The 20,914-nt window shown below is 45.5% G+C and carries 20 protein-coding genes and 1 pseudogene; 17 read left to right on the top strand and 4 right to left on the bottom strand.

The features are described 5' to 3' along the window. Positions 1-21: 21 nt before the first annotated feature. Together obgE and CGZ90_RS09235 are read left to right on the top strand one after the other, a co-directional pair. On the top strand, positions 22-1,311 hold the full coding sequence (gene obgE, locus CGZ90_RS09240) for a GTPase ObgE (RefSeq protein ID WP_094252103.1): 1,290 nt from the start codon (positions 22-24) through the stop codon (positions 1,309-1,311). A 224-nt stretch (positions 1,312-1,535) separates the two neighbouring features. Beyond that, entirely contained in the window at positions 1,536-1,982 is a 447-nt protein-coding gene (locus CGZ90_RS09235; RefSeq protein WP_094252101.1) for an ACT domain-containing protein, read from the top strand. A gap of 84 nt (positions 1,983-2,066) precedes the next feature. On the opposite strand, the gene CGZ90_RS09230 is transcribed toward CGZ90_RS09235, so the two are convergent. Continuing rightward, positions 2,067-2,600, bottom strand: a complete 534-nt coding sequence (locus CGZ90_RS09230) for a transcription repressor NadR (protein WP_094252099.1) — start codon at positions 2,598-2,600, stop codon at positions 2,067-2,069. 12 nt (positions 2,601-2,612) lie between these two features. Further along, positions 2,613-3,749, bottom strand: a complete 1,137-nt coding sequence (locus CGZ90_RS09225) for an IscS subfamily cysteine desulfurase (RefSeq protein WP_094252097.1) — start codon at positions 3,747-3,749, stop codon at positions 2,613-2,615. Positions 3,750-3,843: 94 nt separating this feature from the next. Here CGZ90_RS09225 and nadB point away from each other — a divergent pair, with 94 nt between their 5' ends. From nadB to yajC, 12 genes are all read left to right on the top strand, one after another. Then, positions 3,844-5,424 (top strand): L-aspartate oxidase, encoded by a 1,581-nt coding sequence (gene nadB / locus CGZ90_RS09220; RefSeq protein WP_094252096.1) that lies wholly within the window; start codon positions 3,844-3,846, stop codon positions 5,422-5,424. Beyond that, a complete protein-coding gene (gene nadC / locus CGZ90_RS09215) occupies positions 5,378-6,232 on the top strand; it encodes a carboxylating nicotinate-nucleotide diphosphorylase (RefSeq protein WP_094252094.1) in 855 nt (284 codons plus the stop codon). The genes nadB and nadC overlap by 47 nt, the downstream gene beginning before the upstream one ends. After that, positions 6,210-7,310, top strand: a complete 1,101-nt coding sequence (gene nadA / locus CGZ90_RS09210; RefSeq protein ID WP_094252093.1) for a quinolinate synthase NadA — start codon at positions 6,210-6,212, stop codon at positions 7,308-7,310. The genes nadC and nadA overlap by 23 nt, the downstream gene beginning before the upstream one ends. 154 nt (positions 7,311-7,464) lie before the next feature. Then, a complete protein-coding gene (locus tag CGZ90_RS21055) occupies positions 7,465-9,096 on the top strand; it encodes a LysM peptidoglycan-binding domain-containing protein (protein ID WP_165766823.1) in 1,632 nt (543 codons plus the stop codon). Beyond that, positions 9,083-10,081: a phosphotransferase gene (locus CGZ90_RS09200; protein ID WP_094252089.1), complete on the top strand. Its 999-nt coding sequence runs from the start codon at positions 9,083-9,085 to the stop codon at positions 10,079-10,081. The genes CGZ90_RS21055 and CGZ90_RS09200 overlap by 14 nt, the downstream gene beginning before the upstream one ends. A gap of 159 nt (positions 10,082-10,240) precedes the next feature. Further along, a complete protein-coding gene (locus CGZ90_RS09195) occupies positions 10,241-10,720 on the top strand; it encodes a YhcN/YlaJ family sporulation lipoprotein (RefSeq protein ID WP_133063573.1) in 480 nt (159 codons plus the stop codon). A gap of 136 nt (positions 10,721-10,856) precedes the next feature. Beyond that, positions 10,857-11,462 (top strand): Holliday junction branch migration protein RuvA, encoded by a 606-nt coding sequence (gene ruvA, locus CGZ90_RS09190; protein WP_094252085.1) that lies wholly within the window; start codon positions 10,857-10,859, stop codon positions 11,460-11,462. Between the two features lie 12 nt (positions 11,463-11,474). Then, positions 11,475-12,479, top strand: coding sequence for a Holliday junction branch migration DNA helicase RuvB (gene ruvB / locus CGZ90_RS09185; RefSeq protein WP_094252084.1), 1,005 nt, complete (start codon positions 11,475-11,477; stop codon positions 12,477-12,479). Further along, positions 12,476-12,667: a DUF2905 domain-containing protein gene (locus tag CGZ90_RS09180; RefSeq protein WP_094252082.1), complete on the top strand. Its 192-nt coding sequence runs from the start codon at positions 12,476-12,478 to the stop codon at positions 12,665-12,667. Before ruvB ends, CGZ90_RS09180 begins: the two co-directional genes overlap by 4 nt. Before the next feature lie 16 nt (positions 12,668-12,683). Further along, positions 12,684-13,733 (top strand): tRNA preQ1(34) S-adenosylmethionine ribosyltransferase-isomerase QueA, encoded by a 1,050-nt coding sequence (gene queA, locus CGZ90_RS09175; protein WP_094252080.1) that lies wholly within the window; start codon positions 12,684-12,686, stop codon positions 13,731-13,733. Next, the gene (gene tgt / locus CGZ90_RS09170) at positions 13,730-14,872 is read left to right on the top strand and encodes a tRNA guanosine(34) transglycosylase Tgt (RefSeq protein WP_094252078.1); all 1,143 of its coding nucleotides are present in this window, start codon (positions 13,730-13,732) and stop codon (positions 14,870-14,872) included. The genes queA and tgt overlap by 4 nt, the downstream gene beginning before the upstream one ends. Positions 14,873-14,894: 22 nt before the next feature. Continuing rightward, positions 14,895-15,152 (top strand): preprotein translocase subunit YajC, encoded by a 258-nt coding sequence (gene yajC / locus CGZ90_RS09165; protein ID WP_094252076.1) that lies wholly within the window; start codon positions 14,895-14,897, stop codon positions 15,150-15,152. 141 nt (positions 15,153-15,293) lie between these two features. On the opposite strand, the gene CGZ90_RS09160 is transcribed toward yajC, so the two are convergent. Beyond that, positions 15,294-15,683: a TIGR04086 family membrane protein gene (locus CGZ90_RS09160; RefSeq protein WP_094252075.1), complete on the bottom strand. Its 390-nt coding sequence runs from the start codon at positions 15,681-15,683 to the stop codon at positions 15,294-15,296. A gap of 171 nt (positions 15,684-15,854) precedes the next feature. Between CGZ90_RS09160 and CGZ90_RS09155 the strand changes: the two genes are divergently transcribed. Then, positions 15,855-16,511 carry a DUF421 domain-containing protein gene (locus CGZ90_RS09155; protein ID WP_094252074.1) on the top strand — a complete coding sequence of 219 codons (657 nt, stop codon included), beginning with the start codon at positions 15,855-15,857 and terminating at the stop codon, positions 16,509-16,511. A gap of 44 nt (positions 16,512-16,555) precedes the next feature. Here CGZ90_RS09155 and spoVB read toward each other — a convergent pair whose 3' ends face one another. Next, entirely contained in the window at positions 16,556-18,109 is a 1,554-nt protein-coding gene (spoVB, locus tag CGZ90_RS09150; RefSeq protein WP_094252073.1) for a stage V sporulation protein B, read from the bottom strand. A 111-nt stretch (positions 18,110-18,220) separates the two neighbouring features. Here spoVB and CGZ90_RS09145 point away from each other — a divergent pair, with 111 nt between their 5' ends. Next, positions 18,221-18,481 (top strand): post-transcriptional regulator, encoded by a 261-nt coding sequence (locus tag CGZ90_RS09145; protein ID WP_240515399.1) that lies wholly within the window; start codon positions 18,221-18,223, stop codon positions 18,479-18,481. A gap of 209 nt (positions 18,482-18,690) precedes the next feature. Continuing rightward, positions 18,691-20,896: pseudogene (secDF, locus tag CGZ90_RS09140) on the top strand (protein translocase subunit SecDF). The last annotated feature ends 18 nt before the right edge of the window (positions 20,897-20,914 follow it).

The raw sequence follows: 20,914 nt of genomic DNA, 5'->3' as shown, positions 1-20,914 counted from the left end.
GCACGGGAGGAGGGCTGAAAGATGTTTGTCGATCAGGTAAAAGTATATGTAAAAGGCGGAGACGGCGGCAATGGTATGGTTGCCTTCAGACGCGAAAAGTATGTTCCGGATGGCGGACCTGCCGGCGGAGACGGCGGTAAAGGAGCAGATGTCATCTTTGAAGTAGAAGAGGGTCTGCGTACACTTATGGACTTCCGTTTTACGCGTCACTTTAAAGCTCAGCGCGGTGAACACGGGATGTCAAAAGGGATGCACGGGCGAAAAGCCGAGGATATGATCGTGAAAGTTCCGCCGGGAACAATTGTCACAGATGCGGAGACAGGACAGGTTATCGCGGATCTTGTTCATCACAAGCAGCGTGCAGTAATTGCCAAAGGCGGACGCGGAGGACGCGGGAATACCCGTTTTGCGACACCTGCTAACCCAGCGCCAGAAATTGCTGAAAAAGGTGAACCAGGAATCGAGCGGGACATCGTGATGGAATTGAAAGTACTGGCAGACGTAGGTCTTGTCGGTTTCCCGAGCGTAGGGAAGTCTACACTGCTTTCAGTAGTTTCATCTGCCAAACCAAAAATTGCGGCTTACCACTTCACGACGATCACGCCAAATCTTGGAGTTGTCGCAGTTGATGAAGGCAGAAGCTTTGTCATGGCTGATCTTCCGGGATTGATTGAAGGAGCTCATGAAGGCGTCGGTCTCGGTCACCAGTTCCTTCGCCACATTGAACGCACGCGGGTTATCCTGCATGTGATTGATATGAGCGGAATGGAAGGACGCGATCCTTATGAAGACTACTGCAAGATCAACGATGAGCTTCGTCAGTATAATATGAGGCTGACAGAACGGCCGCAGATCATCGTGGCAAACAAGATGGACCTTCCTGATGCAGAAGAAAACCTTCAGGCCTTTAAGGAAAAAGTAGGAGATGAAGCGCTTGTCTTCCCTATCTCAGCTGTTACCCGCCAAGGTTTGAAAGAAGTATTGTATGCTACTGCCGATCTTTTAAAAGTCACACCGGAATTCCCGATGATTCATGAAGAGAAAGAAGAAGGCAGCCACCGAGTGATCTTCAAACACGAAAAAGAAGAATCCGGATTCTATATTACACGCGATTCTGACGGTACGTTTGTCATTAACGGACCGAAGATTGAAAAGCTATTTAAGATGACAGACTTCACAAGAGATGAGACAGTCAAGCGTTTTGCACGCCAGCTGCGCTCACTTGGCGTTGACGAAGCGCTCCGTGCAAAAGGCGCAGAGCACGGCGACAGCGTAAGGATCTTAAAATACGAATTCGAATTCGTGGAATAGACTATCAGCTGATAGTCTATTTTTTTTGTGGTTTTTTTATAGATTTTTTTATGGGGTACGGCACCATTGAGTATTCCTATTGTTTTTGCGCCGTTTTCAAATAATGGTACCGTACCCCGCACTTGTGCCTCAGGCTTGTACTAAGCTTGCTCTGCCGTATGTAGACAACCCTTTTAAGACTGTCTATACTGAAGATATGACTACGTTTTGAGAGGGTTATTATCATGAAGGATGAGAAGCAATTTTACATGGTCCGTGAAGATTTACTGTCAGAATCAATGCAGAAGGCTTTAGAAGCAAAGTCTATGCTTGAACGGGGAAAGCTGAAGACGGTCGCAGAGGCAGCGGAGCATGTGGGGTTAAGCAGAAGCGCTTTTTACAAATATAAAGACGGGATTTTCCCTTTTCATACGATGGTGAAGGAAAAGATCATAACGCTTTCTGTCCACCTCGAAGACCGTTCAGGTGCACTCTCTGGCCTGCTGACAGTTGCAGCATCGATGGGGTGCAACGTACTGACGATCCATCAGACGATACCGCTGCAAGGACGCGCCCATGTTACGCTTACAATCGAAACGAACGCCATTCAAGGCAGCATCAAAGAGTTTCTTGCCACAATCAGCCGCATGGAAGTAGTAGAGCGTGTTGAAGTGCTCGGTACAGGAGCTTAACAAGCTTAATAACAGCATACGCTTTCTAATCTGCTTAACTAAAAAAGCCTTCCGCTGCCGGAAGGCTTTTTAATGCGGTCATTTTCAGCTAAGAATATACCCTTTTTGCCTGAGGGCTTCGATTGCAGAGTTCAATTTGGCAGTGCTGTCGGCAGATAGTGTATGCAGGTGAACTCCCTCTGTTAGTTCACTGAGCAGGCTTGCTTTTGTATCCTGCAGCTTTTTGATAAAATTCCTGACTTCGTTCCTGTTGGAGAGCATCAAGGATGCGGTTAAGTGCCCATATACAGGGTGGTCGACGATAACATCCCGTATCAGCACCCCATGATCAACCATAGTATTAAGTTCATCTTCCGTTTCTTCAGGACTATGACGAGAAGCAACGACAGCGCAATGTTCCTGCTTTTCCTCAGCCTGCATATAAACGTACCCTTGTGCGGTCGCCATGATCGGTTCGTTTGCAGCCTTCAGCAGGGAGATATCTTGTACGATTACCTGACGGCTGACGTTCGTTTTTTTTGCAAGCCATGAACCTTTTAATGGCTGAGAATTTTCTTTCAGCCATTGAAGGATCAGTTCTCTGCGATCGCTTCCTTTTATCTTTTCATCTGATTTCATCTGGTATATCCCTCACTTTATGGCGGCGGCGGTTTTGGACACTTCAAGCAGGCTCAAACCAAGCTCGGTGACCTGCTGTTCTGTATTTTTCGTTCCTAGCGTGATGCGGACGAGCTCGCGGGCTTCATCTTCCGTTCTTCCGAGTGCAAGCAGCGCTTTTGACGGCTCCTGATGACCTGCCTTGCAGGCGCTGCCAGGGGAGACTGCATGCCGCCTTCTGTTCAGCTCAAGCATGGCATACTGTCCTTCCATCCCTTTTATCCTGACAGGGATAAAATGAGGCAATACAGAAGCGTGGTTCCTTTCCACAGCAATATGCTCATTGTCCATTATAATCGATAAAAGAATGTTGCGCATGCTGTTAATACGTTCTTGCCATAATGGAAACTCCTCGATGGCAAGCATAGCCGCTGTCACAAATGCAGCAACAGCCGGGACGTCAACCGTTCCTTGTTTAAAGCCTTTTTCATGCACGGCATTTGGAACGATCGGGCTGAATCTGATTCCTGGTGATATGAAAACGGCACCTGTTCCTTTCGGGCCGCCAATTTTATGAGAGGAAATGGTTAAAGACCCTGACCATCGAGCAGCAGAAAGAAGAGGTGCCTTGCCAAAGCTCTGGCAGCAATCACTGTGCAGCAGCACGTTTCTTTCCTGCAAGAACGCTCCTATCTCCTCGATCTTCTGAATAGTGCCGATTTCGCTGTTCGCATGCTGTACTACGGCAAGGATGGTATCTGGACGAATAAGCTCAGCGATATCTTCAATGTGTATTAACCCATCCTTCCTCACGGGAAGAAACGTGATCTCAAAGCCTTGTGACTGTAAAAAACGAAGGGTGTTCAATACAGAGGGATGTTCAAGAGGCGATGAGACGATATGCTTTCCTTCATGCTGTCTTCCGTACGCGAGCGATGTAATCGCTAAAAAATTCCCATCTGATCCTCCGCTAGTAAAATAAATTCCGTCCGGACTTACCTTCATCATCTCAGCGAGTTTATTTCTAGCATGTAAAAGAAAGTCCTGAGAAGCAGCTCCCAAATCATGCAGGCTCTCTGAGTTGGCAAAAAATTGCTCAGAAGCGTCACAAAAGGCTGCTAATGCTTCGGATCTCATGGGTGATGATGCCGCAAAATCAAAATAGTTCATCTCTCTGGTGTCCTCTCCTGAAAAATTCTTGTCATTAGTTTAATATTGTGTAAATATAGGTGTCAAGACACATATAAAGACATGAGGTGCGGACATGAAAGCCGTTTATACTGATGTGCTGATCATTGGGTCTGGCATTGCGGGACTCGTTTGCGCTGAAAAACTCAGCAGGACTTTGAATGTGAGAGTTGTCACACATTCGAAAATGCAGTCGTGCAACAGCTATTTTGCACAAGGAGGAATCGCCGCAAGTATTGGCAGCGAGGACAGCTGGGAAGAGCACCTTGCGGATACGATGGAAGCTGGTGCAGGCCATTGTAACTTTCACGCGGCTCATCTTTTATTAAAAGAAGGAAAAAACATATACCAATATTTATCCGAGATAGGTGTAGAGTTCGATACGAACGAAGACGGGTCTATTATATTCGGACTTGAAGGCGGTCATAGAAAAAAGAGAATCCTCCATGCAGGGGGAGATCAGACAGGAAAATTTATTGTCAATGCCCTGTACAAGAAACTTCAAGAACGAAAGGTTTTTACTTACGGAACAGCTGCAGATCTCATCATGAAGGACGGAAGGTGCTGTGGAGCATGGTACAAAACAGAATCTGGAGCTGATATAGCAGTTTTCGCTGCATACACCATAATGTGCACAGGCGGTTTTGCGGGACTTTATGACACAACAACGAATGTACGGCAGGCGTCAGGCAGTGGTATTGCTATGGCGTATAGAGCGGGAGCAGCCTTGTGTGACCTGGAGTTTGTGCAGTTTCATCCTACATTGTTAAAACAAAACGGCAAGGTATGGGGGCTTATTTCTGAAGCAGTAAGAGGTGAAGGGGCTCGGCTGATCGATAATACAGGCAAGTTATTAATGGAGAAAATCCATCCGCTGAAGGATCTCGCTCCAAGAGATGTTGTTGCCAGAGAAATTCAGCGGGCTCTGGAAGCAGGGAAATCAGTATTTTTGGACATTTCGGTGATAGCGGACTTTGAAAGCCGCTTTCCTTCTATCACTAAAATGTGCCGGGCTGCTGGTATAGAGCCGGGACAAGGAATGATTCCGGCAGTCCCTGGTGCCCATTTTACAATGGGCGGCATTATAACCGATGACAGGGGCAGATCCACAATAGAAGGTCTTTATGCAGCTGGAGAGTGTGCACGGACCGGAATACATGGTGCAAACAGGCTAGCGAGCAACTCCTTGCTTGAAGGAGCGGGAATGGCTATGAAAATATCAGAAACGATTCTGCAGCAGACAGCACTTGAAAAAATGCCCGAGAACCACGGAAATGCTGCTTTTCCAGTTGAATTTGCGGGTAACGGAGGCTGCAGCCTTCCTGAACTTCATGTTATCAAAGAAGGACTGAGCCGCTGTGCAGGTATCGTAAGAAAAGAAGAAACAATGGCCGGGTTTGCAGATTTTTTAGAGCGGTATCCTTCTATAAAACCTGACGTCAATCACAGTCTTTCAGATTTAGAGAAAATCAACGCTCATGTTATGGCATGGCTGGCAGTGACATCTGCTTTGAAGAGGTGCGAGAGCAGAGGCGGTCACTATAGAAGTGATTATCCGCATCCAAGAGAAGAATGGCATTTCAAAATAATAGAAAGAAGGATTGATATAGATGAACAGACTGCTGCTCTCAGAGAAGCTGCGGGAATTTTTTATTGAAGATATCGGGACTGGAGACTTGTCAGCAAGCGTCTTAGCCAATCAAGAGATACGTGCTTCTTTTATCGCAAAGGAAGATGGTGTTTTTTGCGGAAAAATCATCGTGTTAGAAGGATATCGCATGCTGGACTCTGCAATTCAAATCACCTGTCTGGCTGAGGACGGAGAAAGCGTAAAAGCTGGGTCTGTGCTGATCGAGGTGTCCGGTCCTGCGGAAGCCATACTTTCTGGAGAACGTGTCATCTTGAACCTTGTTCAGCGGATGTCTGGCATTGCTACAGAAACAAAGCGTGCATGTGTGATTGCTGGCGATCAAGTTAAGATCGCTGATACTCGCAAAACAGTTCCGGGGCTCCGGATGTTCGATAAGTATGCAGTAAAATGCGGAGGCGGACATAACCACAGGTTCGGATTATATGACGGCATCATGCTGAAAGAAAATCATATTGCCGCTGCAGGAGGAATCATGAAAGCTGTTTCTGAAGCTAAAGAAAAATCAGGGCATATGCAGAAAATAGAAGTCGAGATTGAGACTTATGAACAGCTGTCTGAAGCGGTAAAAGCAGGAGCGGATATTATTATGTTTGATAATGTTACTCCGGAAGTGATAGCAAACTGGCTTTCAATTGTTCCTGATCATATTCTGACAGAAGCTTCCGGCGGCATCACATTGGAAAACTTGAGCATGTACGCTGGTTCCGGCGTAGATGTAATATCACTTGGATACTTGACGCACTCGGTGAAAAGCCTCGATATAAGTTTAGTTGTGAAAGGAGCGGTCAAACATGACACTGCTGCAGTCCTATAAGAAAAATGCTGTTCTGCCGAGCGAATATTATCAGTTGCCGGAACAAGAGATGAGAGATCGAATCAAAAAAATAAAGGAAAAGATGGGAGAATCGCTGTATATTCCTGGTCATCATTATCAAAAAGATGAAGTTATCGATTTTTCTGATGATGCGGGGGATTCTCTTCAGCTCGCTCAGCTGTCTGCGAAAACAAAAGCAGAGTACATAGTCTTTTGCGGTGTTCATTTCATGGCAGAAACGGCGGATATGCTCTCTAGCCCAGATCAGACTGTCATTCTGCCTGATTTAAGAGCCGGATGTTCGATGGCAGACATGGCTGATATCTATCAAACGGAAAGAGCTTGGAGTAAATTAACAGAGTTCTTCGGGAACAGCATTCTGCCACTCACATATGTGAACTCCACAGCGGATATTAAAGCGTTCTGCGGAATGAACGGCGGGGCTACTGTCACCTCTTCCAATGCAGAGAAAATGCTGAAATGGGCGTTCAGCGAAAAGGAGAGAATCCTGTTCTTGCCCGACCAGCACCTTGGACGCAACACAGCTTACAACATGGGAATCCCTCTCGAAGAAATGGCGGTGTGGAACCCTCAGACTGAAGAGCTGGAAACAGAACAGCCGATTGAAAACATTAAAGTGATTTTATGGAAAGGGCATTGTTCTGTCCATGAAAAGTTTACAGTAGAGCATATTAGAAGCTTCCGCTTGCGTGATGATAATTGGAATATAATCGTTCATCCAGAATGTACACACGACGTCGTTACGGCAAGTGATTTCAGCGGATCTACTCATTACATTATTGAAACTCTGAAAGCAGCTGAAAAAGGAAGCAAGTGGGCAGTCGGGACGGAGATGAACCTCGTGAACAGACTTTCATCACAATATCCTGATATTGACGTTCAATCATTGAACCCGAACATGTGTCCTTGCCTCACTATGAATAGAATTGATCTGCCTCATTTACTATGGAGCTTGGAAAATATAGAAAACGGAAATCCGCAGAATATCATCACAGTTAATGGAGAAACCAAATCTTTTGCTTTAATGGCATTAAACCGGATGCTTCAGCGGGCTTAATTGACCGCTGTCGGCTCCTCCCTGTCTGTCATACCGTTGATTCAACGGGCATATGGTATTAAGGATGAAGCAATGGCTGCTTATTTGCAAAAACATAAGTAGCACGATGCCCAATTTTTCATATACTGTAATGAAATTAGGCAGGAGGGGAGTTTTGGACGTGAGAATTCACATAGTTCAAAAAGGGGATACATTAGAACGGATTGCAGAGAAATACAAGGTACCGCTATCAGATTTACGTAAAGCAAACAATGGATTGGCACATTCAAGCGGCGAGCTTGAAAGAGGAGCAAAAGTTAAAATTCCTGTGGCCGAAACAGCTGCCAGAGCGGAAAAAATGAAAATGCCTTTCATGTCTCCGCAAAAAAAGAAAGAAATGCCTATCAAGAAAGAGGCTCCTGTAGCACCGGTTCAGGAAACAAAGCCAGCACCTGCACCTGCTCCTAAACCTGAGGTAAAGCCAGAAATGAAGCCTGCGCCTAAGCCGGAAATGAAACCTGCACCCAAGCCAGAAATGAAGCCGGAAATGAAACCAGAATTGAAACCGGCGCCTCCTAAACCAGATTACAAGCCAGCACCGCCAAAAATGGATATGCCTTCTTATCCAGCAAAAAAAGATAACGTTATGAAAGCACCTTTAGCTCCAATATCAAATAAAGACCATGCGTCCATGATGGAATCATCGGCACATATGCCTTGGAATCCCAACATGGCGCCTATGCATGGAATGGGAAAGGACAATTATGGTGTAAAACATCCATATTTAAAAGATGAATCATCTGGGATGATGAATCATATGTATGGCGGATATCCGTCCATGTTTCCTAAACCGCAGCCTTATGGAGCTATGCCTCAAGGATATGGCATGATGCCTCAGCAGCAGGGTTACGGCGGCAGTCAGCAATACCCGCAAATGGGTTATATGCCTCAGCAAGGTGCACAAGGATATGGGCAAAGCCAAGGTATGCCGCAGCAAGGCTCACAAATGATGCCTGATCAGCTGCAGCCTGTTGCAGGTGCACAGCAAGGGCAAATGTTCGGGGAGTTTCCTCAGTCCATGATGGACCAATTGAGCACCGGCGGTCAGCAGCAAGGCGGAATGCCACAGATGGGTGGAGACATGCAAGGCGGAATGCCGCAAATGGGCGAAATGCCGCAGATGGGCGAAATGCCGCAAATGGGCGGAATGCCGCAGATGGGCGGAATGCCGCAAATGGGCGGAATGCCAGGAATGGGCGGAATGCCACAGATGGGCGGAATGCCACAGATGGGCGGAATGCCGCAGATGGGCGGAATGCCAGGAATGGGCGGAATGCCGCAGATGGGCGGAATGCCAGGAATGGGCGGAATGCCGCAGATGGGCGGAATGCCAGGAATGGGCGGAATGCCACAGATGGGCGGAATGCCAGGAATGGGCGGAATGCCGCAGATGGGCGGAATGCCGGGAATGGGCGGAATGCCGCAGATGGGCGGAATGCCAGGAATGGGCGGAATGCCGCAGATGGGCGGAATGCCGGGAATGGGCGGAATGCCGCAGATGGGCGGAATGCCAGGAATGGGTGGAATGCCGCAGATGGGCGGAATGCCGGGAATGGGCGGGATGCCGCAGATGGGCGGAAACGAGCCGGGCGGAATGCCGCAGATGGGCGGGATGCCAGGAATGAGCGGACTGCCGCAAATGGGAGATCAGCAAGGCACGATGCCATGGATGACCGGAATGCCAAATCCTTATCAGGGAGCACAAAGCCGATCACAAGATCAAGAGAACGAAAATGAAAACGAATAAACCGCAGCCGGACGAAAACGGATGGGAACGTTTATTTTCCAAGATATTACCGGGAAATGGTGTAAATGTAACCAACTATATGTTTTACAGAGATAATGTTGTTAAAGTTATAACGGAAAATGGAACGTTCATCATGAAAGGTTTCGAAAGCAAATATGAATGCAAGCTGCAGCTGGAGCTATCTGAATGGTTTAAACAGTACGAAAAGCCGTCTATCGGTCCGATCGGTAATTTTCCTTCCAAAAAGGAGTCAATAAAATACGGTGAGTATCATTGGGTGATCATGCCTTTTTACGAAGGAAGAGATCTTCATTACGGTAATATAGATGATGTTCGCTATGCAGCTGAAGCGATCGTTTCTTTTCATGAGCAAGGGCGTGTTACAAGCGAGCTGCATGAGCAGGTTTCTGAGTATAAGCTATTTGAAAAGTGGAAAAAAAGACTTGCCAGCTTTAAAGAACGAGCACAGGAAGTTGAATGGCCGAAAGAAATTGCGCCGCTTTTGCCAGAAATAATATTCTGGGGAGATTATGCACTGGATGAATTCAACCATAAGCAGTATGAAAAGCTGTTTCAGTCCGAAAAGCTTGACTGCCAGCTTTGCCATGGTGATGTCGCTCCCCATAATTTTCTGCTGCCGCGGAATGGAGAAGCCATGCTGATTGATTATGATCTGATAACAGCGGCACCTCGCGTGATTGACTGGCTGCAGTTCACGAACCGCATCCTGCCTTTTTGGAAGTGGCGGTACGAAAAAATCGTGCCAGCTCTTCCTGATGAATGTCTGCAATACTTCAAGAAAAGGTGGTTCCTGCAGGCGCTTGTTTTTCCTACCGATCTATACCGAGAATGGAACAGGGCGTTCTCCAGCAGCTCGCCGATCAGTGTGGATCAGGTAACGAGGTTTACGCTTAGTGACTTTGCCCACAGAAAAAATTTTATTAAAAAGATCATTAATCATCTTGAACAAAAACAAACAGGATGATGTGAGAGCTATCCTATATTTTACAGATATAATTTTAGCCTCCGATTGCCATTCTAGTGGTGAAAGGAGGTTTTTGCATTGAACAAAAAATTAGCAGGAATTGCCGCCCTTTTGCTGGCTGGAGGTCTAACAGGCTGTAACGGTGGTGACAAAGGCGCCATGGACCGAAATTATGGGAATGACGCACGCCCGATCGGCTACAACACCAATGAAGGTGATAGAGGGGTCGACATGAACCGCGACATGATTGATCAGAATGCGGGTTATGACGAAGGTTATAATGGTGATCTGGCACAACGAATTCAAAAGAAGGTCAATGACATGAACAACGTAGACGATGCTCACGTTATTTTGGATGATAACAACGTCATTGTCGGAATAGATACGAGCGAAAAGAACAAGGGCGCGATGGATCGTAAAGTTGAGAGAGAAATCAAGCCTTTGGCTGCTGGACGCGATGTTAAGGTGACTACGGATGATTCGATTGTCGGACGTATCGAGAACGTTGATATGGACCTTCAAAACGGCAAGGCCTATAACGAGGTTCAAAGTGACGTCAAAGCCATTATGACTGATATCGGAAATGCAGGAACAGATCTTGGGAATGCAATCAAGCGTCCTTTCGAGAATAATCGTTAAAGAGAGCATTTTGCTCTCTTTTTCTTTTTGTACCCTCTTGTACGTTTAGAGCCGTATAACTTCAATATAAAAATATCTCTCTCTTATGGTACAATAAAAATAGAAACGTATGTCCGCTTAAGGGAGAGGTTAAGGTTTGATCGAGTGTTTGTCAGGAAGAATTGAACATGTAGCGGCAGGGTACATCTCTGTGCAGATCGGCGGGATCGGATATAAAGTTTTTTGTCCTAATCCGTTTGCGTACCGCGCAGGTTCAGAGACTAAGGTATATACATATCAGTACGTGCGAGAAGATATATTGGCATTGTATGGCTTTTCATCAAGGCAGGAAAGGGACATGTTCATCAAGCTGCTAAACGTATCAGGAATAGGCCCAAAAGGAGCAATGGCGATCATGGCTTATGGCCAGCCAGAACAGGTGGCTTGTGCCATCGAGGATGAAGATGAGCGCTTTTTAACGAAGTTTCCCGGCGTCGGCAAGAAAACAGCCAGACAGATCATTTTAGATCTGAAAGGAAAGCTGGCTGATTTTACTAATGGCGTTCCAGTTACTGAAGGGCTGTTTTCAAATGACAGCTTTACAGATGAAGCTTCGGCACAGCTTGACGAGGCTGTCGAAGCTCTAATTGTATTGGGCTATGCTAAAAAAGAAATTCAAAAGATTCTTCCAGATTTAAAGAAGGAAACCGGGACGGCTGATGAATACGTGAAAAGAGCGCTCCGAAAACTGATGACTGTATAGGGGGTGGCACACATGGAAGACCGTATGCTTTCGTCTGAAGAAAGCCATGAAGACGCCGCAATTGAGCTGAGTCTTAGACCGGAACGCTTAAAGGAATATATAGGGCAGACTGCTGTAAAGGATAATTTAAATGTCTTTATCAAGGCAGCGAGGCTGAGAAACGAGCCGCTGGACCATGTGCTGCTGTATGGCCCCCCAGGGCTTGGTAAAACGACTCTGGCCGCTATAATCGCCAAGGAGATGGATGTGGGGTTCAGGACGACAAGTGGTCCTGCAATTGAGCGGCCAGGAGATCTCGCCGCCATTTTGACTTCTCTTGAAGCAGGAGATGTGCTGTTTATAGACGAGATCCATCGGTTATCAAGAGCGATAGAAGAGATCCTTTATTCAGCGATGGAGGATTTTTGCCTTGATATCGTCATTGGCAAAGGAGATACAGCAAGGTCAGTCAGGCTTGAGCTGCCTCCTTTCACTTTAGTCGGCGCCACAACAAGGGCGGGCTCGCTGTCATCGCCTCTGCGCGATCGATTTGGCGTTATGGCAAGGCTAGAATATTATCAGGAAAGCGATTTGAAAGAAATCGTTAAAAGAACAGGTGATGTTTTCGGTGTTACTGTCGGTGATGAATCAGCAGAAGAAATAGCACGCCGTTCTAGGGGAACTCCGCGGATCGCAAATCGTCTGCTGAAAAGGGTACGTGATTTCGCACAGGTAGAAGGAATGGATCATATACCCGTTCAGACTGCCCATAAGGCGCTTGAACTTCTGCAGATTGACCGTTTAGGACTTGACCATATTGACCATAAATTATTACAAGGGATCATCCACATCTATAAGGGCGGTCCTGTCGGCCTTGAAGCTATTGCGGCAAGCATCGGAGAAGAATCCGAAACGATTGAGGATGTTTATGAGCCATATCTTCTTCAGGTCGGCTTATTGCAGCGGACTCCGCGCGGTCGGATGGTCACTCCGAAAGCGTATGAATATTTTGGTCTGGAGGACATACAGCGTACATGAATAAAATGCTGATTGTTGCAGGCATCGTACTAATTGTTATAGGATTATTATGGTCGTTCGTCGGAAAATTGCCTGGAGACTTTGTATGGAAAAAAGGAAACACAACTGTGTATTTCCCTCTTGTCACTTCCATCATTGTTTCTATTGTGCTGTCCTTGATTTTTATGCTGATCGGCCGCTTTAAATAGACAGGAGTATTTTATAATGGATTTGAACTTATTTGATTTCGATCTGCCGGATGAACTGATCGCACAGACGCCATTAAAGGACAGGACGAGCTCTCGCCTTATGGTGCTCGACAAACATACCGGTGATGTTACACACGATATCTTTTCAAATGTTACACAATATTTAAAGGCTGGAGACTGCCTAGTATTGAACGATACGAGAGTATTGCCTGCAAGGCTTTATGGCCAAAAAGAAGACACTGGCGCTAAGATTGAGGTTCTACTGTTAAAAGAACAGAACGCTGATGAATGGGAAACTCTCGTTAAACCTGCAAAAAGGGTAAAAGTCGGAACAAAGGTTATGTTCGGCGACGGACGTCTTTCAGCTGTCTGCACCGGAGAGCTTGAAAATGGAGGACGAGTGCTGAAGCTTCTTTATGAAGGTATCTTATATGAGCACCTTGATGCACTAGGCGAGATGCCCCTGCCTCCATATATAAAAGAACAGCTAGAAGAGAAAGACCGCTATCAAACGGTTTTCGCCCGTCATCAAGGCTCTGCGGCTGCACCGACAGCCGGTCTTCATTTTACCGAAGAACTTCTGCAGGAACTTAAGGACAAAGGAATTCATGTCGCATTCATCACTTTGCATGTAGGGCTTGGAACTTTCCGTCCAGTTGCGGTTGAAAATATTCTGGAGCACGATATGCATGCCGAGTTTTACCAGCTTACAGCTGGCACGGCAGCACTGCTGAACAAGGTGAAAGAAGAAGGTGGACGCATCTATACTGTGGGCACTACGAGCACTCGCACTCTTGAAACGGTAGCTTCGCGTCACGACGGCCGTTTTCAGGAAGAATCAGGCTGGACGGATATTTTTATTTATCCAGGTTATGAATTCAAAGCGATCGACGGCCTTATCACTAATTTTCACTTGCCAAAATCAACACTCATCATGCTGATCAGTGCGCTGGCAGGAAGAGAAAATGTTTTAAACGCATACAGAAAAGCCGTGGAAGAGAGATACCGGTTCTTCAGTTTTGGGGATGCCATGCTCATTCACGAGGGAGGAAATACATTAAAATGAAACCTGCAGTAACGTACGAATTAATTAAAACATGCAAGCAGTCGGGAGCAAGGCTCGGAAAAGTCCACACTCCGCATGGCACGTTTGAAACGCCTGTCTTCATGCCGGTCGGAACGCTGGCTACCGTAAAGACATTAAGCCCTGAAGAATTAAAAGAAATGGACGCAGGGATAATCTTGAGCAACACATATCATCTTTGGCTGAGACCAGGTCACGAAATTATTAAAGAAGCTGGCGGGCTTCACAAGTTCATGAATTGGGACCGTGCGATTCTGACAGATTCAGGCGGCTTTCAGGTGTTCTCCTTAAGCGACCTGCGCAAGATCACAGAAGAAGGTGTCCATTTCCGCAACCACCTGAACGGAGAGAAGCTTTTCTTGAGTCCTGAAGGGGCGATGGAAATTCAGAACGCCCTTGGATCCGACATTATGATGGCTTTTGACGAATGTCCTCCGTATCCCGCTGAGTATGATTATATGAAAGCATCAGTTGAACGGACGAGCCGATGGGCTGAGCGCTGTCTTGCCGGTCATAAAAGACCTGAGGATCAAGCTCTTTTTGGAATAGTTCAAGGCGGGGAATATGAAGAGCTCCGAAAACAGAGCGCGAAAGACCTCGTATCTCTTGATTTTCCTGGCTATGCAATCGGAGGTCTTTCTGTCGGAGAGCCGAAAGATGTCATGAACCGTGTACTTGATTTTACGACGCCATGGCTGCCTGCCGACAAGCCTCGCTACTTGATGGGAGTCGGATCTCCTGATTCATTGATTGACGGGGCCATCAGAGGTGTCGATATGTTTGACTGTGTGCTGCCGACCAGGATCGCACGAAACGGCACGTGCATGACAAGTGAAGGAAGGCTTGTCGTCCGCAACGCGAAATACGCAAGAGACTTCCGTCCGCTTGATGAGAACTGTGATTGCCATGTGTGCAAGACATATTCTAGGGCATACATTAGACATCTGGTCAAAGTAAACGAAACATTCGGATTCCGTCTGACAAGTTATCACAACCTGTACTTCCTGGCTAATCTTATGAAACAAGTGAGACAGGCCATCATGGATGACCGTCTGCTTGATTTTAAAGAAGAATTTTTTGAGAAATACGGATTTAATAAAGAAGGCGCGAAGAATTTTTAATTTATAGAAAGGGGTGAAAAAAATGAATTTAGGTGGTTTGCTTCCTCTATTGCTGATGTTCGTCATTTTCTATTTCTTATTGATCCGTCCTCAGCAAAAAAGACAAAAAGCAGTTCGTGAAATGCAGACGAACTTGAAAAAAGGAGACGCAGTCGTCACGATTGGCGGCCTTCATGGCACAATCGATACGATTGATGAAAACACGGTTTCAGTCCGTTCAAAAGACGGATCTGTCCTGACTTTTGACCGTCAGGCTGTAAGAGAGATCAAACAAGCATAAACACAAAAAAAACGCCGTTATCAGGCGTTTTTTTTTGTGGGCTCCAAAACCTGCGAGGGGGTACGGTACTCGATCGAAAAAAATAATGATTAGAGCTGAAAAACGCTAATGGTACCGTACCCTCCAGGTTTATTTCCGAGATTATTTTTTGTACGTGCTGTGGCTGCTGAAATTGACGCCCATAATGCCTCCGATCATGCAGAGAAGCATAAAGAGCCCATGGTGAAGATACTGCATAGAATTGAATGTTGTCTGATAGCCTAGATATTGGACGAGAAAAACAAGCATTGAAAACATCAGGCTTGTTCCAGCTCCAAGCATCCACCCTTTAACTTGTGCTTTTTTTCCAGTTAAAAATCCGCCAGCAAACATTGAAATAAGTGAAAGAGCCAATGTTACCCATTTTAGCGACTGTTCTGTCGCAGATGTGAACCTTAGGATTAAGGAAAGAACAATACTGCTGATCACAATGAAAATAAGGATGGCGAGCAGCCCTTTAAACATGGAAGAAAGCATATGTTTAGCACCCATTCAATTATCCCCCTTTGATAAAACAAGCCTTTACTTACACCTTATTCCGCAAAAAAAGAAATAGAAGTACAGGCAGAGGAATAACAATATTTTTCCTGTTTGGCAAAACATTACCCTAATGTTTATCAAGAAACATCTCATACTAATAAGAGCATGCGGAAGGAGGAAAGCATGGAGCTGTATACGATCTTGCTTAGGACGGTATTTATTTATTTTTTGATCCTTGTGGTGTTCCGGGTGATGGGGAAGCGTGAGATGGGGAAACTGTCAGTGATTGACTTTGTTGTTTCGATCATGATTGCCGAGCTTGCCGTGATTTCAATTGAGGATCCAAAAATTCCGATGATAAATTCATTAATGGCGATATTGATTTTGCTTGCTATCCAGCTTGGTCTGGCTCTTGTTTCATTGAAAAGCAGGAAGATGAGGGACTGGGTGGACGGAAAACCTTCCCTCATAATAGACAGGGGGAAAATCAACGAACAAGAGATGAAAAAGCAGCGCTACAATTTTGATGATCTTCTGACTCAGCTGCGCGAAAACAACATCCGCAGTGTAGCTGAAGTGGAATTCGGTGTTCTGGAGACTTCTGGAAAACTTTCTGTTATAAAAAAAGACGAATGTACAGGCGGGAGTCCTCTGCAGATGATCTTGCCGCTTATTCTTGACGGCAAGGTGCAGGATAAACACCTCGAAAAATTAAACAAAACATCGCTTTGGCTGCGTCAGCAGCTAAAAAAAATGGGGTATCCTGATATTAAGAAAATTGCTTTTTGTTCCCTGAATGATGATGGAACGCTTTATGTTGATGAAAAAGACAATCCGTGATGAAACAGGCTTTTTTCATACTGAGCCAATTCATCACGGATTTTTTATTTCACCCATTTTTTTATGATTGGGATATGTTTGGCATCTTCTTTTAAGAACAGCCGGAAGAACACGAGCAAGAAAAGATAAAGGAAGATTGTAGCCAAGATACAAACCGCTGTGCCGATGCTTTGTGAAAACTTCGGGAAAATATAGGTATACAAGTAAAGTGAACCGGCTCCAGTTGCTGTGATGCAAAGGATGCAGCGGGCGAACTCTCCGGCAACGATTGTATAGCTGATCGCTTTTGCAACGGTGGCGAAATGAAGGACAGTAACGACTACGATGCCAAGGACGATACCTAGCGCCGCCCCCATGATGCCGAACTCTGGGCGGGTGGCGAGCGCAAAGATGGCAGCGAGCTTAACTGCAGCACCGATCAGACTGTTGATCATGGCTGCCCGAGCAAGATTTAAAGCCTGAAGCACTGCTTGCAGGGGTCCTTGAAAATAAAGAAAAAAGAACAATGGAGTCATCACCTTAACGTATGATGCTGTTGCCGGAGAATCGTACATCAGATCCATGATAGGCTCTGCATAAACAAATGTAATGACTGCTGCAAGGCCGCCGGATAGCATAGAGAGCCTGATAGCCTGGTTTAAGCGGTGTTCAATAACACTGTATTTTTTTTGTGCATTCGCTTCGCTTATGGCAGGTACAAGCGAAACTGAAAGAGAATACGTAATAAATGTCGGAAGAAAAAGCAGCGGTATGACAAATCCAGCGAGTTCGCCGTATTGCTTTGTCGCCATCGCAGTGGTGACACCGGCTATAGCCAAGCTTCTTGCCACAACAATCGGCTCAAAAAAGTAGGAGACCGAACCGATCAGCTGGCTTCCGGTCGTAGGGAGTGCAATACTGAGCAATTCATTGAGTGTTTGCCGCCCGCCTTTAAGCTGAGTGAAAAATCCCTTCCTGATCTTCATGGATTTTTTCATCTTAAACATGGAGAACATGTAAAGCAAAGAAGCGAGTTCTCCGATGATAACCGAGATCATTGCACCAGCTGCTGCGTATTCAACACCGTAAGGAAGCAGCCATCCTGTCAGGAGGGCGACAAGTGTAATCCTGACAACCTGTTCAATGACCTGGGAATAAGCAGACGGCCTCATGTTCTGAAGTCCTTGAAAATATCCGCGCAGAACGGATGAAATGGCAACAACTGGGATGACAGGTGCGATTGCAATCAGCGGATAAAACGTCCGGTGATCGGTAAAGAAATATTGAGAGAGAAGCGGGGCAAGGGCTATCATGCTGACCGTGATCAGTATGCTTAGCACACCTGTGACGGCCAGTGATACGATTAAAATCTTTCGGATGTTCCGTCTATCACCCCTTGCATCTGCCTCAGCAACAAGCTTAGAGATGGCAACCGGCAAGCCAAGTCTTGTAAGAGTTAGAGCGAGCAAGAGGGTAGGCACAGCCATCATGTAAAGACCGACCCCCTCCTGGCCCATTATCCTCGCCACGACCATTTTGTTCACAAATCCGAGGACACGGGTTATTAGTCCGGCTATAATAAGGATTATCGTACCTTGAATCAGTGTTTGTTTTGACATGTTTCTATTCCTTTCTCTGAACAGCCATAGGGTAGACATGCTTTATCCATGTATATGCAAACGTGTCCTGCTTCAATGACAGCTTGTATTTAAAAAGGAGGGTGAATAAAATTGAGTACTGAAGAGTTTCAAAAATGGAAATTAGAGACTGAGCCTGCTCTCCAGAGCAAGATGGAAGAATTTCATTATCTTGGTTATGAAAGCGCAACGATCGAAGAAATATGGGAATGCGTTATGGCAAAGGCGAAGAAAAAGAAAACGGAAGCCAGGCTGCACAAGCTTGTCAGCTTGATCTTGACGCTTACAGTGAACGATTTTATGAACTGGCTGACGATAAAGGCTTATACAGAACAATCCTCTCCACTCAAATAAGCGGCGGCTGCCGCTTTTTTTACTGCCATTATCATTAATGTGAAAATCCACAAATCTTCTGATGAGGTTTTTTAATACTTTTTTATCAAAATATTCCTATATTTTCACAACTCAAATTGACATGAAAAATTAGAAGTAGCTATAATAGATAAGATTGATGACTTATACATAGCTGCCGATTTGTTTGACACAACATGAGGAGGATTACCATGGTAAAGAAGAGTAAGATCGTGTTCTTTTTTGTTTTGTTGTTCATAGCCGGGCTAGTCATGGCTTTTACTTCAAAAGACATCGTAAAGAACACGCGGCTGGGCCTAGATCTTCAAGGAGGCTTTGAGGTTCTATATAAAGTTGAGCCAATCAAAAAAGAGCAGAAGATTAACGAAAATACACTTAAAGCAACGGTACAGGCTCTTAATAACCGTATCAACGTGCTGGGTGTATCAGAGCCTGAAATTCAGATCGAAGGCAAAGACCGGATCCGCGTTAAGCTTGCCGGCGTAAAGGACCAGAACAAGGCGCGCGAGCTTCTTTCCACAGAAGCACAGCTTTCGTTCCGAGACGTGAATGATAAAGTGCTTCTCGACGGTTCTGATCTGAAAGAAGGCGGGGCAAAGCAAACCTTTGATCCGAACAACAATAATCCAATTGTTACTCTGAAGTTAAAGGATGCGGACAAGTTCGCAAAAGTGACAGATCAAGTGTCTAAGATGCCTCCTGGGCAGAACAGGCTTGTTATCTGGCTTGACTATGAAAAGGGAGATTCATATAAGGCAGAAGCTCCAAAAGAAGCGGCCGATAAACAGAAGTATATCTCCGCTCCTAACGTTGACAATACAATTGACAGCAAGGATGTTATGATCAGCGGCCAGTTTACGATTGAAGAAGCACAAGCGCTTGCGGATATTTTAAATGCCGGAGCTCTTCCAGTAAAAATGGACGAAGTATATTCAACTTCTGTCGGAGCTAAGTTCGGGGAAAAAGCACTAAAGGAAACGGTGTTTGCGGGCTATATTGCAGTAGCTGCAATCTTCCTATTCATGCTGTTGTTCTACCGTGTTCCTGGCTTGGTAGCGGTTATTACGCTGACCATTTACGTATACTTGATACTCCTCATCTTTGACTTGATGAACGGGGTGCTCACACTGCCTGGTATTGCAGCACTTATCCTTGGAATCGGTATGGCTGTTGATGCAAATATCATCACATACGAACGGATTAAAGATGAATTAAGAAGCGGAAAATCAGTCTTGAGTGCCTTTAAGGCAGGAAACAGGCGTTCATTCACGACGATTTTTGATGCAAACATTACGACGATCCTTGCTGCAGCTGTACTTTTCATTTTTGGTACAAGCTCTGTTAAAGGATTTGCACTTGTTCTGATTATTTCAGTGCTCGCGAGTTTTGTTACGGCTGTATTCGGTTCAAGGATATTCCTCGGACTGCTCGTGCAGAGCCGCGCACTCGATAAGAAACCAGGACTGTTCGGCGTGAAGGAGAGTGACATCCGTGATCTTTAAATATGATTTTGTAAAAAACCGAAACATCTTTTTTATTTTTTCCGCTGCTATTACCGTGATTGGGCTTGTTTTTCTTTTAACAGCCGGTCTAAAGCTCGGTGTTGATTTTGAGAGCGGAACAGGAATGAATGTGGAAACGGGTAAAAAAATCACAGCAGAAGAGATTCAAAAGGATCTTGAGGAACTTCAGCTTGAAGCAGGAAGCATCGTCTTGACCGGGAAAAACAACACCGGTGCGAATGTAGTTTTCGAAGAGGTTCTGTCAAAAGATAAAATTGCTGAAGTGAAAAGCTTCTTTAATAATAAGTACGGCCAAGAACCGAACATAAGCACGGTGTCGCCGGTAGTTGGCCGAGAACTTGCTAAGAATGCTATCTACGCGGTCCTTATCGCAACGATCGGGATTATCCTTTATGTGACGGTCCGTTTCGAATGGCTCATGGCGGTTGCCGCGATCGTGGCACTTATGCATGATGCGTTTATGATCAACGCGATTTTCAGCATGTTCAGACTTGAAGTGGATCTTCCGTTTATCGCGGCAGTTCTGACGATTATCGGTTATTCGATCAATGATACGATCGTAACGTTTGACCGTATCCGCGAGCACGTGAAGCTTGAAAAGCCAAGTACACGTGAAAAGCTAGCTGATATCGTGAACCGAAGCATCCATGAAACACTGACAAGATCAATAAATACAGTAATGACAGTTGTTTTCGCTGCTCTCGCTATTTTAGTGTTCGGTAGCGAAACGATCCGTAATTTTTCTATAGCGCTCATGATCGGACTTACATTCGGAGCGTACTCATCGATCTTTATCGCTTCTCAGCTATGGTTCGTATGGAAATCCAGACAGCTGAAAAACAAACGGGTTAAGACTGCGGAAGCCGAAATTTAATACACGAACAAATTGTCA

The sequence above is a fragment of the Fictibacillus aquaticus genome (assembly GCF_002245695.1).
In the GTDB taxonomy this organism is placed as follows: domain Bacteria; phylum Bacillota; class Bacilli; order Bacillales; family Fictibacillaceae; genus Fictibacillus; species Fictibacillus aquaticus.
This window is presented reverse-complemented; position numbering and strand designations above follow the sequence as displayed.

What these genes read in the sequence shown, in the direction of transcription:
- obgE (WP_094252103.1), top strand. Translation starts at nt 22, where the DNA reads ATGTTTGTCGATCAGGTAAAAGTATATGTAAAAGGCGGAGACGGCGGC.
- CGZ90_RS09235 (WP_094252101.1), top strand. Translation starts at nt 1,536, where the DNA reads ATGAAGGATGAGAAGCAATTTTACATGGTCCGTGAAGATTTACTGTCA.
- CGZ90_RS09230 (WP_094252099.1), bottom strand. Translation starts at nt 2,600, where the DNA reads ATGAAATCAGATGAAAAGATAAAAGGAAGCGATCGCAGAGAACTGATC.
- CGZ90_RS09225 (WP_094252097.1), bottom strand. Translation starts at nt 3,749, where the DNA reads ATGAACTATTTTGATTTTGCGGCATCATCACCCATGAGATCCGAAGCA.
- nadB (WP_094252096.1), top strand. Translation starts at nt 3,844, where the DNA reads ATGAAAGCCGTTTATACTGATGTGCTGATCATTGGGTCTGGCATTGCG.
- nadC (WP_094252094.1), top strand. Translation starts at nt 5,378, where the DNA reads ATGAACAGACTGCTGCTCTCAGAGAAGCTGCGGGAATTTTTTATTGAA.
- nadA (WP_094252093.1), top strand. Translation starts at nt 6,210, where the DNA reads ATGACACTGCTGCAGTCCTATAAGAAAAATGCTGTTCTGCCGAGCGAA.
- CGZ90_RS09200 (WP_094252089.1), top strand. Translation starts at nt 9,083, where the DNA reads ATGAAAACGAATAAACCGCAGCCGGACGAAAACGGATGGGAACGTTTA.
- CGZ90_RS09195 (WP_133063573.1), top strand. Translation starts at nt 10,241, where the DNA reads ATGGACCGAAATTATGGGAATGACGCACGCCCGATCGGCTACAACACC.
- ruvB (WP_094252084.1), top strand. Translation starts at nt 11,475, where the DNA reads ATGGAAGACCGTATGCTTTCGTCTGAAGAAAGCCATGAAGACGCCGCA.
- CGZ90_RS09180 (WP_094252082.1), top strand. Translation starts at nt 12,476, where the DNA reads ATGAATAAAATGCTGATTGTTGCAGGCATCGTACTAATTGTTATAGGA.
- queA (WP_094252080.1), top strand. Translation starts at nt 12,684, where the DNA reads ATGGATTTGAACTTATTTGATTTCGATCTGCCGGATGAACTGATCGCA.
- tgt (WP_094252078.1), top strand. Translation starts at nt 13,730, where the DNA reads ATGAAACCTGCAGTAACGTACGAATTAATTAAAACATGCAAGCAGTCG.
- yajC (WP_094252076.1), top strand. Translation starts at nt 14,895, where the DNA reads ATGAATTTAGGTGGTTTGCTTCCTCTATTGCTGATGTTCGTCATTTTC.
- CGZ90_RS09160 (WP_094252075.1), bottom strand. Translation starts at nt 15,683, where the DNA reads ATGGGTGCTAAACATATGCTTTCTTCCATGTTTAAAGGGCTGCTCGCC.
- CGZ90_RS09155 (WP_094252074.1), top strand. Translation starts at nt 15,855, where the DNA reads ATGGAGCTGTATACGATCTTGCTTAGGACGGTATTTATTTATTTTTTG.
- spoVB (WP_094252073.1), bottom strand. Translation starts at nt 18,109, where the DNA reads ATGTCAAAACAAACACTGATTCAAGGTACGATAATCCTTATTATAGCC.